Here is a 12,729-nt window from a genome sequence, read left to right as displayed (position 1 = left end):
GGTTTCGTGATTCCCGAATGCTGGATCATCCACATTCCTCCCCTAAGCCGCCTGATCCTAAAACTCGGATTTCCAATTTCAATGCCTGGTGCGGAAGCGTACCCTCGGGAAAAGATGGCATCCGGTTGACAAGGAAACCAACCTTGCGCGCTCCGCTTCGGCAGGAAACACACTCGCGCGCGGTACTTGGACATGGTACGCACTGGCTAGCCGTGGGCAAACCTGATCGAATGGCTAGAAGAGCATGATCACCATCAAACCGGGAATCTAGGCGTCTGTCATGAATTTGCTCCGCCAGGTCGCCGGCAAAAAGATCCTAATTATCGGTGAGGCTGACTTCTTTCCCGACGACGCGAGAGATGCGCTTGCTGCGCTTAGTGCAGCGGTGATCGGGCCAGTCGTTGTCTCCAGCGCGATGGAGTGCTTGACGGGGGAGCAGTTGTTCGACGCCGTAATCATCGACATTACCATCCCCGACGAGGCGATGCTCTGGATGAACGAATGGCTGGAGACACGGCAAGTCCCTTTCATCTTTGCCCGTGACCGGCGGTCGGCAGCGCTGCCTGGGGGCTTTGTCCTCAGCGGACGTTCTTCCGATATGACCGCCATTGTCGCAACATTGTTCGGTCCGACCCTGCCCTATTTTCACTGAACTGTCCGCTTTCGAAGAGTTGGGAGAACAAAGATTGTACCGGGATAGGCTCTCACCAGGCCGGGGCTGGGATTTTTGCCATCGGTAAGAGCTCTCTCGACGAAACCTGAAAGCGACCAAACGACAAAGGGATTGCCAGGAAGGTTTCGGTCCGAAACACATCCGGCGGCCGGTGCTGCCAGCTGACCAACTGCCCCGCATGCGTAGGCGAATGGCTGCATACGCCAGAACAGATGTCGCAACGGCCTGAAGGTGAGCGCACGCTGAGCCCGCGCTGCCAATCATCTCGACGCGTCAGAAGTTGCCCAAGGATGGCGCAGACGCCTGAGATCCACGGACCGCTACGCTGTTTCGCAGCAAATTGGAAGGAGGCGAAAAACCGGTCGCTGCACCAGATTTCTCATCATCGCGGTAAGGGGAAAATGGGCTTTAGCCGTCATCGGCAAATCCCGGTGAGTGCTGCAACGACATCTTTTGCTAACCAGGCCGGACGCGGGAACCAAACGCGGATTTGCGAGTTGCGATGGCGAGCCGGGCTGTGGCGCGCCGCCCGGGTCGGAGTGCAGGATGGCACAAACAACCATACAGCCTAGCGAGAACCATCTTCTGGCCCTCTTGCCGCAGAACGAGTATGCGGCTGTCGCTTGCCATCTTGAACCCTGCGAGACTCCTCGTGGCTTCGTTATCGTCCAGGCTTGTGCGCCGATCGACCATGCGTATTTTCCCTGCTCTGGAGTGGGTTCGATCATCAACATTTCGCCTGACGGCAATCGTGTCGAAGGCGGATTGTTCGGACGCGACGGATTTGCACCGACGGCGGCGGCGATCGGTGCGGGCATCAGCATCACCCAGGTCGTCGTTCAGGTACCGGGTTTCGCCTACCGGCTTCCGCAAGGGAAATTGCTGGATCTGATGAAAACCCAGCCTGTTTTCGCCAGCCTGCTCCACAAGAGTGCGCATGTGCTGGCGATCCAAGCAGGGTTCACCGCACTTTCCAACGCGGTCCACGAGGTCGATGAGCGGCTGGCGCGCTGGATTTTGATGTGCCACGACAGGATCGACGGTGACAAGCTCGCCCTCACGCACGAGTTCATCTCCGTGATGCTGGCAGTAAGGCGGCCGAGCGTCACCACCGCCTTGCATGTGCTTGAGGGCAAACTTTTCATCCGCTCGGTCCGCGGCCTGTTGATTATCAGAGATCGCGCTGGCCTGGAGGAGTTTGCCGCCGATGCCTACGGCAAGGCCGAGGAAGAATATGAGCGGCTGATCGGACCTCTGAGGAAATCGAGGCTGTAGATCCGCGACAACCGGAACCTCCTACTGTAACCTGGCGCAAGGTCGAAGGTCAGAGCCAGTGAGCGACCGCGGCGATCCATCGAAGATCTCGATAAATGGGATGGGTTTGCCCGCGGAAAGGTGTGACTTTCGCACGTCATGGCTATGACGTCCTTGGGCCCTATAGAGCCTGGCAGGATACGATCAGTCGATGAAGCCGTTTCCTAACAATAGGGCCAACGACTGACGGGCGCGGCTGACACGGCTTTTCAACGTGCCCAGCTGGCAACCGCAAATTCTGGCCGCGTCTTCGTAACTCGTTCCGGCCGCCACCAGCGTCAGGGCTCGGCGCATGTCATCGGAAAGAAGCGTCAACGCCTGTTGCACTTCGCGCTCCCGGAGCGCCCATTCCTGGGCCGGCGCGATCGAAAGCTGTTCGATAGCAGCCTCCATTCCAACCGGCTCCCGTATCCGCCTGCGATAATTTGTGCAGAACGTGTTTCTGAGGATGGTGAACAGCCAGGATTTCAGGGAGGTGCCTGGTTGATAGAGGTGAAGCGAATTCAGCGCCTTCAGCAAGGTTTCCTGCACCAGATCGTCAATGTCGTCATCGCTGCGCAGGAACCTTCGGGCGAAAGCGCGCAACCTGGGTGTAAGTTCGACCATCTCGGCTTCCGTGGCAGCGTGGTCGGCAGACGTTTTTCGAGTTTCCGCCGCAGCGCGTTGTGCATATAAAGTTGTCATTTTTTCTTTCCTGAGATGTAAGGAAAGCTCATGCCATTCTATTCGTTGCTGTACGCTATCGAACGGACAGGCATTTTAGTCGATCGTCAGACAACGCTGGCCGCAAGAATGCGCAGCCGGGCGCCGCTGTTTCGATAAGCCTGCCGCCATCGGAGAGATGGCAATGGACGAGAAAGAGCGCATCTTGGATCGTTGAACGAGCCTCTGAAACCAGCGCGTCCAGTTCGCCATCCGCTCGACTGCACACTGACGGGTCACCCCAGATCTTAACCGCGACCGGCCCCTCTGGCTTGGATCGGCTGTTGAAGTCGGACCCGCCATTGCAAGCGTCGAGCTGGACAAGACAATCATCTCTCCTCGACTCACGGCGCGCCCGCAGACGAGGTGTTGGCCACGCATTCTAAACTTTGGGATTGCCAATTTTTTTGGGGAACAACTTCAGTACGCCGAGGTTGGCGGCTGTTACCATCAAAAAGGAGACTTCCGATGTTTATGCGTGTCGACCAATTGCAGGCGGAACTGCCGCCACCGATGGCCGCAGATCCTAACGCCGCCGCAGCATTGCAGGAACTGCTGGGCGGAAAATACGGCGAGATGTCCACGCTTGGAAACTATATGTTTCAGAGCTTCAATTTTCGCTCGAAGTCCAAACTGCGGCCCTTTTACAGCCTGGTCGCAAGCATCACGGCGGAGGAACTTGGACACGTTGAGCTCGTTAGCAACGGCGTCGCGATGCTGAACAACGGGCCCGACCTCCCAGACGGCGATGCAAGAGACGGCGGCGACATTTCCGTTGCACCGTTCGAAGACATGAAGGATATCCGGCTGGCGGCCAGCTTCCTGTCGGGCGGCGGCGGCGCCATGCCGGTTAACAGCAATGGCGTATCCTGGAACAACGACTTCATCACAACGACGGGCAACGTCGTGCTAGACCTGCTGCACAACTTTCACCTCGAATGTGGCGCCCGGCTCCACAAGTTGCGCGTCTACGAGACGGTGACCGATCCAACCGGACGTGCGGTGTGCGGCTATCTGTTGGTTCGCGGCTCCGTCCATGCCCATGCCTACGCCCTTGCGCTGAAAAAGATCACGGGCGTCGAGATCGAAAGGTTCCTGCCTTGCCCGAACATTCCGCTCGTAAACATTCCGGAATGCCAGCAATACCTCGATGAAGGTTCGCATCGCCGGCTCTACACCTGGAGCCCGAACGACTACAAGGAAATCGCAGGCATATGGAGCAACGACGAGGTCGCCCTTCCAGGGGATCCTCCGGGTGAGCTCGAAGTCGTCGACGGCATGCCGGACGGCGGTAAGATCCAACAGCTCGTCGGCGTCCCCTCGGCATTCACGCCGGACTATGCGCCGGAGGAAATGTTCGAGATCGCAGAGAAGCTCTACAAGAAGTCTCGCTGACGGATGCAGACGGGCCTAACGATATCGGCTTTCGAACCTCAAATACCCGATAAGGTTTCCTGTTGGTCTTACACCGTACAGAGCCGACTGGAACGCCTTTCAGACGAGGGCTGCTCTGCCCCCGCCGGCGGATTATCGAGTCGCGTTTCTCAGGCGATAAGCTTCAACAGCTCCAGCCGCGATGCGGGTTTTGAGATAAAGGAAACTCCCGTTTCAAGGTCGTCGTGAGACAGCGCGATAAGGCCGGAAGTGACAATGACCTTGGTAGACGGCCAATCAGCTCTGACCCTTTTGACAAGGCCTAGGCCATCCATCGAACCTGGCATATCGATGTCCGTGAACAGCGTGTCGATGTCGTTCCGCCTGAGGAAGACCATAGCCTCGTCCGCGTTTGCAGCCTCGAGAACCCGGTGCCCAGCCCGTTCGAGAAAATCGACCGTATCGTAGCGAAGTATAGGTTCGTCCTCAACGACCAGAATGTTTGAACTGCTTTGGGCCCTCAACGGGTCGGCCCGCGTGCGCTCAATCACTTCCTGGCCGTCGGTAGAGGCCTTGGTCTCCTCCAGGAGGCGCCGCTCCAGCACGGCCTGCTGCCAGTGCATTTCATCCGCCCCGAATGGGCGGCCCGCCAGTTCCCACAAGGCATAAGCCCGCGTTGCGATCCATTCGGTAGCGTTGTCGGTCATCGTCCCTAGTCCTCTCATCACAGTGCTTCCAGCGAGACATGATTTGCAAAAGCACATGCCGGTTTCTGCGGTCTCACCAACGGCGCTCGCACCAAACCTCGAAAGACTTGAACGGGTTCCTCGCTCTGCGAAACATTTTGAGGGTCGACAGCAACCGGACTCGGCGGCGGCCTCAGTGCTGGCGAATGAAAACTCGCCGCGTGGATCGTAGGAGGCGGCGTGCGGGCTGAGAGCTTGCAAGACCAGTCGGGGCGAGCCGCAGCGCGCGGAGACGGATATACCGTCCGTGTCGAAACTGATTAGCGAAATCGAGTGCCCTGGTAGCAGCCTGGCGACCCCGTCCCTGTCATACTTTGGGTCCCCCTTCCGACCCAGCTGACGGCATGATCGGTCTAAGCATAGCGCTGGTGCTGATGCCATCGGCTGATCGCCGTATAGCGGAAATACAGGCTTCGCGGGCTCAGGAAGCCCTTCTGCGATAAATGCGCCAATCGGCGGTCTCTCGCACCATCTCATAGTGGCGGGCTATATAGTGGGCATAAAGATCGCGCAGTCCGTTGCCCGTCCAGATCTCGATGGGCCACTTCGGATCCAGGATGAAGTCGACCTCGGCGAACATCTCTTCCGCAGCCGGATGATAGTCCGGCCCAAGGGTCCGTCCCCAGTGATACCAGACACTGTCACCAACGGGCGGCGTGAGCCCGAGGCCGGCGGAGAAGGGATTGACGAAGTCCAGTACCGCGACGCGCTCGTCTCCGGTTCGAATTTGCGAGAGCGCCGCAGCAGCGTCGACCAGCGTCCTGTTGTAGTCCTCGAAATATTCGTACTGGCCGGCGCTCCACATCTGGACGAGCCGGATTTCGGAAAAGGCCGGCAGCGGGATAGGCTTGCCTCGGCTACCGACCGCGTAATAGGAGTGGATCAGAAGCGATCCAGCGTTGCCGACCGCGCCTGGGAGAAGCAAAAAGGCCAGGAGCAGCGGCAAGGCGAGGCGCGCTTTTCCGTATTGAGAGTGAAGCTCCGCACGAAAAACGCTTTCCGTCATGACGGCCGCGCCCGCACCCAGTGTCAGAATACCCACAATCTGGAAGTTCTGCTCGATCAGCAGGATTCCGGTTGCGCCGCAAAAACCCGTGAAGAGCAGATGCCGAAAGCTTGGCGTCAGGATAAGAAGAACGACCGCGATCGTCAGGTAGGCGAGAAGGTCAGCGAGGTTGTTGCGTGTGACGTGACTGAGGGCGGTCAATGTCGGAAGGCCGCCGCTGTTTATGCTGGCAAGGCTGAGGTCAGCAAGGTAGTTGGCCCCACCGCGCCAGGCGATTTCGATCACTGAGATGCCGGCGGCGATAATGCCAAAAGCGGGCGCCGCCCACGCCACCTGACGACGGTCGAAAAGCATGAAAAACAGGAATGCGAGTGCCACGACGCCATACGTGATCTTCGTATAGAGCGTCAGCACCACGAGGAAGCTGGCGCATGCCGCGTCCACCCCTCTGCTACCCCCAGCGCCCGGAAGGCGAGGCAGATACATCACCTGCAGAAGGCCGAGCGCTGCCCATCCCACCCGGTTGTAGAACATGGCAAAGGTTAGTTCCCCCACCCTCTCACCTGGATTTGCAGGAGCCGCGGCAATCAGGAGCAGGAACATTGCGAGCGGCAGGCCGACTAGCCAATGCATCCGGCGACCGACGATCTCCGCGGCAACAACCGCAAGCAGGAGGACCAATATCGCCATCCCCACCGGCATAGCGCCGCCCATATTGCCCGACAAGCCATAGCCGGCCGCGGGAAGATAGAATGTCAGCGGTCCGAGCGACGAATGGAAATCCACGTTCGGTACCTGGCCGTGCGCGATACGATGAGCACCATCCAGGAAAACGAAGAGGTCGTTGACGTACTTTGTCGTGGCCGTTCGGCCGGGCAGAGCGAGAAGGCCGGCGAGAACGCAACCCATGCCGACGATGAGAGCCCGCGACCAAATCAGCTGTAGTACCGGGGCCGACGCGCTTTCCGCTAACACCGACCTACCTGTTTCCGTCACGGCACCTCGCTTTGCGCCTTCCCCTGACGCCATTGGTAGATCGTCCACTCTGGTGTCTTCTGAACGACCTCGAAGCGTGCCGAAAGAAATGGGCCGTAGAGCTCCTGCAACGGCAGGCTGTTGATGCCTGTTTTCGGCACCATGACGATCTTGACATCGGCAAAAAGCACCTCCGGTTGGATGTAGACTTTCTCGTTGATATTGCGGTTCCAATGAAACCAGGCGGCGTCGCCGGTAGGAGGGCGAATGCCGAGGCCGGCAGAAAAAGGGTTGACGAAATCAAGCACGAAAACGCGTTCCGGCGGCACCGGCAATGCCTGCAGCAGTGCTCCGCCGGTTACAATGTCGTCGAGATAGCGCCTTATGAAGTCAGGCTCGCCGCCGGGCGGATCGACCTCCCGAACATCGTCAAAATGCGGCAGCCCCAGAGATTGCCCGGCTTTGTCCACTGCAAGCGATGCATGCAGAATGAGAGCTGCGGTGTGGTGCACGATCGGCGGCGACAGGAATAACGTCGTGAGCAGCGACAAGACGCCGGCGGGAAGAGCCTGGCGTCCTGCCCTTCCTCCATTGACTGGCTGAAGCCAGGCGGATTTCTGCGCCAGGACGGCTGCCCCGCAATAGAGCGTGATGATGCCCCAGCTGTGGGCGTTCTGATTGATGATCGCCAGGCCGGCGCCCATGCAGAACCCACAGAAGACAAGGTCTCGCAGGCTGCGGCTTTGCCAGATAGCAAGCGAAGCGAAGGCCGCAAACACGGTGAGGTCTGATAGATTTTCCCGTACATTTTTCAGAACACTTGGAAGATCATGACCCCCACTGACGCGTGCCGCCGCCCGCAGATCCTCTACGTGCTCCACCGTGCCGCGCCAGAAGAACTCTATCGCGATCATTGCCGCTCCCGTCAGGAGGAGGGCCGCCATGATCCAGCGGCGCTGCTGACGGTCTGAAAGCATGAAAATGAGAAAGCCGGCCCCGGCCAAACCGTAGGTCGCCTTCGTGTAAAACGAGACAAGCAGAAGAAAGACGGCTGCGAGAGCATCGGCGATGTCATTGCGCCTGTTCGGGGACTGCGGCGCCAGATATGTCGCCACCAACAGGCCGAGAGCGACCCAACCGATGCGGTTGTAAAACATCGCGAAAGAGGGATATCGGATGGAACTGCCGAGATTGATCGGAGCTGCGAGAATGAGAATGAGGAATATGCCGAGCGCAACAGCCAATAAAGGGCTGAAGCGCGACAGAAGAATTCGGATCATCGCAGGGAGGAAGGCGACGATGACAATCGCCATTCCCACGGGTATTGCTGCGCCGAAATTCCCTGTCAGCAGGTATCCCCCAGCCGGAATATAAAAGACAAGCGGCCCGAGCGCCGTGTGAAAATCGCGATTTGGTACCTGACCGAACGTGATACGGTGCACGCCGTCGATGAAGATTAGCACGTCATTGATGAAAGCAGCGTTGATGGTCCTCCCGGGCAGCGCAAGCATGGCCGCGCAGACCAACGCGACCAGCATGAGTGCGCCTTCTGCTGACAGCCGGCGCCATATCCCGACCGCCGGTCGCTTGTGCTCACCAGCGCTCGTTCCGATGGCCGCGCCGGCGGCTTGGTTGCCTGGTTCCATCACAGCCGCAACCTCTTGAAGATCGGCTCGGGAATCGACCGGATTACCGTCATGAGCGGTCGCCATATTCCCCTGACGTAGACGACGTCTCCGCCCTTGCCGCCCTCGGCGGCAGCAAAGATTTTCTGTGCGACCTCCTGGGGTTCGGCGGTGAGAAGCGGCGGAAGCTTCATGCCATCCGTCATGCGTGTTCGGACGAAACCCGGCTTCACGGTCAGCACGCGCACCCCGGATCCGGACAGCCTGTTCCTCAGACCGGACAAGAAGGCGGTCAGGCCGGCTTTGGCGGCACCATAGACATAGTTCGACGCGCGTCCGCGATCGCCGGCGACGGAGCTTATGCCGACGATGGTACCTGATCCTCTCTCCGCGAAACGTTCGGCCAGAAGACCGAGAAGCAAAGCTGGTCCTTCAAAATTTGTCCGCATGACCGTGGCGGCGTGCTCGAGTTCCTGTTCGGCCCGAGACTGCTGCCCCAGTTCGCCGACGACGCAGACCGCCGTGTCAGGCAGTGGCGAAACGATACCGATGAACTCTTCGAAACGGTTTGTAGCGAGGATATCAAGCTCATGAACCAAGACACTAGCGCCGGTCCGAACGCTGATGTCGTCGGCTTCGCGTTGCACGGCGGCGCGCCTTCGTCCGACGAGAAGCACGTTCCACCCCGCCTCGGCATAAATCAGCGCGGTCGCACGACCGATATCCGAGGTCGCGCCGATCAGGAGCAGTGTCTTGCCGATCCCCTTCATATGCCGAGCCTCATTGCCAAGCGGGATTCAAAGTGACGATCGGCGCCAGTTACCTTGCGCAGCTCTTTGAAAGCATTCAATCGTGGGTAACCGGCTTCGAATGTGTGGCGTGACTGTCGCGCATCCTTGGCGAGATAGAGCCGCCCTCCTGCCTTGACAACCAGTTCGTCGATTTCGTCGAGCAGCCGAAACACACCCTGCGTGACCGGGAGGTCGAGTGCGAGCGTATAACCCGGCATCGGAAAAGACAGCATTCCACTGCTTGCTCCGAGCTTCTTCAAAACGGCAAGAAAGGAACCTTTGCCCGAGCGCGCGAAGCGTTCCAGGATGCCGCTCAAGACTGGCAGCGCGTCCCGGGCTGGAACCACGCACTGATGCTGCAGAAAACCTCGCCTTCCATAAAGCCGGTTCCATTCAAGAATGCCGTCGAGAGGAAAGAAGTATTTATCCCAGTGGACGAGCGACGTCTGAGCCGACTTTCGCGTTCCCGCCCTGAAATAAAGCTCGTTGAAGGCTGCTATGCTCGTCCTGTTGAGCGCCCACTGTGGCAGATCGAATGGCAGTGAAATCTTTGCCGCGTTCCTTACAGAAAAGCGATCGGCTTCGGGCATTCCACCGACCTGGTCCAGCGTCGCATGTTCGCCTGCGAAGATCAGCGAGCGTCCAAGCGAAGCGCCTTGCGAAAGGCAATCGATCCAGGCGACCGAATAGGTGGCACCCTCGGTCTGCTGCAGCGCCTTCAAGGCGTCGCCAAGGTTTTCCGTGGCAATCGTCCTTTGGGCGATCCAGCCGGATTCGATCGATCTCAAGGCGAAGGTCGCTTCGGCAATGATGCCCGTCATGCCCATGCCACCGACCGTCGCGAAGAAAAGCTCGGGATTGCTCGTGCGGCTACAGGTGAGTATTTCCCCGCCGGCGACCACCAATTTCAACTCGCTGACGTGATCCCCGAACCCGCCGTCGCGATGATGGTTCTTGCCGTGAACGTCTGATGCGACCATCCCGCCGATCGTGACAAACTTCGTTCCAGGAACCACGGGCGGAAAATAGCCTCTGGGGACGAAAGCGCGCAGAACGTCAGAGAGCAAAACGCCGGCCTCTACGGTAAGGGAGCGATCGATGGAGTGAAAGCTCGTCATCCGGTTCAATCCACTGCACATCAAGGTGGAACGCTCGCCGATCGCCGCATCGCCGTAAGATCGGCCATTGCCCCGCGCGATCAGCCCTGCGCGGGATGCGACGCTCTCCGACAGCTTTTCCGGCAGCCGGCAGTCCATCACCTCGCTGTCATGGCGCGGATAGCGTCCCCAGCCCTCCATTGGCTCGTCATGCCCCCTCTGGTTTGAATACGAACTTCCGGTCGAGAGCGTATTTGGCGATATAGCCGAGGGCCAAGCCGATCGCTCCGCCGGTGTATTTGGCAAATTCGGTCTTCCATATCGTCCAGAAGGCAATTTCGAAACCCCAGAAGATGAGCGTCGTCAGCACGCTGAACAGGCCGTAAAGCGCCACCTTGAGCATCTCGTCGCCGTGCGACGCGTAGCGGTCGAAGAAGATCCATCTTTTGTCGAGGAAATATTTCAGGCCGAAGCCGGCAGCGGTGCCCGTGAGGATTGAAGGCATGAGGCTCGTTGAAGGCGCCATCTGAATGACGGTAGCCTGGGCCGCAAAATTGGCGGCAGTGGAGAGCATCGCAAAGGCGCAGTAGCGAGTTGCGACGCCAGCGCCGGTGCCCTGCTGCGAAGACTTGAAGCCCATTTCGGCACCTCACATCGCGGCAACGACAAATGCGCCGGCGGCGCCAAGGGTGGCGAGGCTGACTTTGTCCTTAATGGCGAAGATCACAGGATCGTCGTGCATCTGTCCCCGGTTCGCGAGCATGAGGATGCGGGCGATCCAGCAGGCGAGGATTGGCCCCACCAGCCACAGCATTCCTGGCCGGCTGTAAAGAACTTGGGCGCTGTCGCTTGCCGCATAAAGGGCAAATAACGTAAGTGCGTTCATCCCAGCGCCCGCTGCCAACGCGCCCACCATGCCGATATCCACCTTCCGGTAGTCTCTGCTCTTCAAGTCCGGCAGGTGCGCGGCGCGGCGTGAAATCAATTCGGTGTAACGCTTGACCAAGGCGAGCGAAAGGAACCAGCTCATCATGAAGGCAAGCAGCCAGGGGGACGGCCACACCGCGATGGCAGCTGCCCCTCCGATCACTCGCGCGGTATAGAGAGAAGCCAAAGCCACCACATCCAGTATCATCTTCCGTTTGAGAAAAAACGAGTAGGCAGTGGTCAGGGCAAAATATCCAGCAAGTACCGCCGCGAAGGCGGGCGACACCATGAAGGCGACGGCAAGCGAAAGCAAAAGCAGGATCGGGATTGCCAAGACGGCGTGCGACAGCGGGATGTCGCCGCAGGCAAGAGGTCTGCGACATTTGGTTCGATGGCGGCGGTCGTCCTGAAGATCGACCAAGTCATTGAGTAAATAGACACCCGAGGCACAAAGCGAAAAGGCAACCAAAGCCAAGCCGGTGCTTACAAGGCTAGTGATGTCAAACATCTTATTCGTCAGGAGTGGTATAAAGACCAGCCCGTTCTTGACGTATTGATGCACCCGCAGCGAGCGCGCCCAAATCCGCCAAGTCGGCTTTTCGTGAGTGAGATGCTCGACGTCGTCGCATTGGCGCGAAAGCTCTCGTGCAACTGCGGCCGATGTCCTGACCGCGTAAGACTTCGCGGCGTGGCGCCAGACCGGCAGGTCGGCCTCGTCATTGCCGATGTAGTCGAAGCCACCCTCGCCGAAGGCGGCCACAAGTTTTTTCGCCTTCACCTCGGCCGCGCAGTTCGTCGTCTCACTGGTCGCAAACCACCCGGTAAAAAGGCCGAGGTGTTCGGCAACCGCGCGAACGAGGCGCTCGTGGGTTGCAGACGCGAGATAAACCGAGTGTCCTTTTTCCCGCGCGGCCTTAATTACGTTCAGCACTTCGGCATCATAAGGAAGGATAGACGGATCGAAATCCGCAGGCTGGGAAAGGCGGTGCTTCAGACACGCTTTTCCGCCGTATAGCGCCCTGGTGAGATCAACGATGGAATAAGGCCGGCGGCTGAGCTCCGAGAAGGCCGTTTCGATCAGAAGATCCGATCGCACGAGGGTGCCATCAAGATCGACCACTAGCGGGCAAGCTGACAGCGGCTCCAGCGGTTTTGATGAACCGGCTTCCGACATTCTCGCTGGCCCGGGCGCGTACCACTCCCGGGTTCTCGGCAAAAAGTCTCGTCGCAGCGGGAATTCACGATGCAGCTCGCTCAAAGGATTTCCCTTTTGCTTGAAACCGTGGGAGCTCGCACAACCACGGCTGAGCGATTTAGTTCCATCACTAAAACGGGTTAGCTCCGCCGTGGATGATATGATCCTGATTTGACCGGGAACGGCCTGAGCAAAACGCCTGCGTTATTTGAGCGAAAGGGAGACTGACGGCGCATCAATGAACCGGGCAGCGGTCGGCTGCCGCGGAACGTCTGAACGGTAGAACTCAATCGGCCGAGCACGA

General features: G+C 59.0%; 12 protein-coding genes. 4 read left to right on the top strand and 8 right to left on the bottom strand.

All coding sequences use genetic code 11. From position 1 onward, the window contains the following. Window positions 1-280 precede the first annotated feature (280 nt). Window positions 281-652, top strand: coding sequence for a hypothetical protein (locus tag OIU37_RS22165; protein WP_264258665.1), 372 nt, complete (start codon window positions 281-283; stop codon window positions 650-652). A gap of 567 nt (window positions 653-1,219) precedes the next feature. Further along, the gene (locus tag OIU37_RS22160) at window positions 1,220-1,948 is read left to right on the top strand and encodes a Crp/Fnr family transcriptional regulator (RefSeq protein WP_182208061.1); all 729 of its coding nucleotides are present in this window, start codon (window positions 1,220-1,222) and stop codon (window positions 1,946-1,948) included. A gap of 183 nt (window positions 1,949-2,131) precedes the next feature. Here OIU37_RS22160 and OIU37_RS22155 read toward each other — a convergent pair whose 3' ends face one another. After that, entirely contained in the window at window positions 2,132-2,671 is a 540-nt protein-coding gene (locus OIU37_RS22155) for a sigma-70 family RNA polymerase sigma factor (protein ID WP_171603433.1), read from the bottom strand. Between the two features lie 486 nt (window positions 2,672-3,157). Here OIU37_RS22155 and OIU37_RS22150 point away from each other — a divergent pair, with 486 nt between their 5' ends. Beyond that, complete coding sequence (locus tag OIU37_RS22150) at window positions 3,158-4,084, top strand: manganese catalase family protein (protein WP_171603909.1); 927 nt, start codon at window positions 3,158-3,160, stop codon at window positions 4,082-4,084. Between the two features lie 149 nt (window positions 4,085-4,233). On the opposite strand, the gene OIU37_RS22145 is transcribed toward OIU37_RS22150, so the two are convergent. Together OIU37_RS22145 and OIU37_RS22140 are read right to left on the bottom strand one after the other, a co-directional pair. Further along, window positions 4,234-4,770, bottom strand: coding sequence for a response regulator (locus OIU37_RS22145; protein ID WP_171603430.1), 537 nt, complete (start codon window positions 4,768-4,770; stop codon window positions 4,234-4,236). Between the two features lie 460 nt (window positions 4,771-5,230). Continuing rightward, window positions 5,231-6,541 (bottom strand): hypothetical protein, encoded by a 1,311-nt coding sequence (locus OIU37_RS22140; protein WP_264258664.1) that lies wholly within the window; start codon window positions 6,539-6,541, stop codon window positions 5,231-5,233. A 48-nt stretch (window positions 6,542-6,589) separates the two neighbouring features. Between OIU37_RS22140 and OIU37_RS22135 the strand changes: the two genes are divergently transcribed. Beyond that, window positions 6,590-6,760, top strand: coding sequence for a hypothetical protein (locus OIU37_RS22135; RefSeq protein ID WP_264258663.1), 171 nt, complete (start codon window positions 6,590-6,592; stop codon window positions 6,758-6,760). A 47-nt stretch (window positions 6,761-6,807) separates the two neighbouring features. Here OIU37_RS22135 and OIU37_RS22130 read toward each other — a convergent pair whose 3' ends face one another. From OIU37_RS22130 to OIU37_RS22110, 5 genes are all read right to left on the bottom strand, one after another. Next, window positions 6,808-8,328 carry a hypothetical protein gene (locus OIU37_RS22130; protein WP_264258662.1) on the bottom strand — a complete coding sequence of 507 codons (1,521 nt, stop codon included), beginning with the start codon at window positions 8,326-8,328 and terminating at the stop codon, window positions 6,808-6,810. Between the two features lie 107 nt (window positions 8,329-8,435). After that, window positions 8,436-9,185 carry an SDR family oxidoreductase gene (locus OIU37_RS22125; RefSeq protein ID WP_171603428.1) on the bottom strand — a complete coding sequence of 250 codons (750 nt, stop codon included), beginning with the start codon at window positions 9,183-9,185 and terminating at the stop codon, window positions 8,436-8,438. After that, window positions 9,182-10,504 carry an FAD-binding oxidoreductase gene (locus OIU37_RS22120; protein ID WP_171603427.1) on the bottom strand — a complete coding sequence of 441 codons (1,323 nt, stop codon included), beginning with the start codon at window positions 10,502-10,504 and terminating at the stop codon, window positions 9,182-9,184. The genes OIU37_RS22125 and OIU37_RS22120 overlap by 4 nt, the downstream gene beginning before the upstream one ends. Before the next feature lie 7 nt (window positions 10,505-10,511). Beyond that, entirely contained in the window at window positions 10,512-10,943 is a 432-nt protein-coding gene (locus tag OIU37_RS22115) for a GtrA family protein (protein ID WP_180697305.1), read from the bottom strand. Between the two features lie 9 nt (window positions 10,944-10,952). Beyond that, entirely contained in the window at window positions 10,953-12,404 is a 1,452-nt protein-coding gene (locus OIU37_RS22110; RefSeq protein WP_372353429.1) for a UbiA family prenyltransferase, read from the bottom strand. Window positions 12,405-12,729: the final 325 nt, after the last annotated feature.

The sequence above is a fragment of the Rhizobium sp. BT-226 genome, assembly GCF_025847085.2.
Taxonomy (GTDB): domain Bacteria; phylum Pseudomonadota; class Alphaproteobacteria; order Rhizobiales; family Rhizobiaceae; genus Rhizobium; species Rhizobium sophorae.
This window is presented reverse-complemented; position numbering and strand designations above follow the sequence as displayed.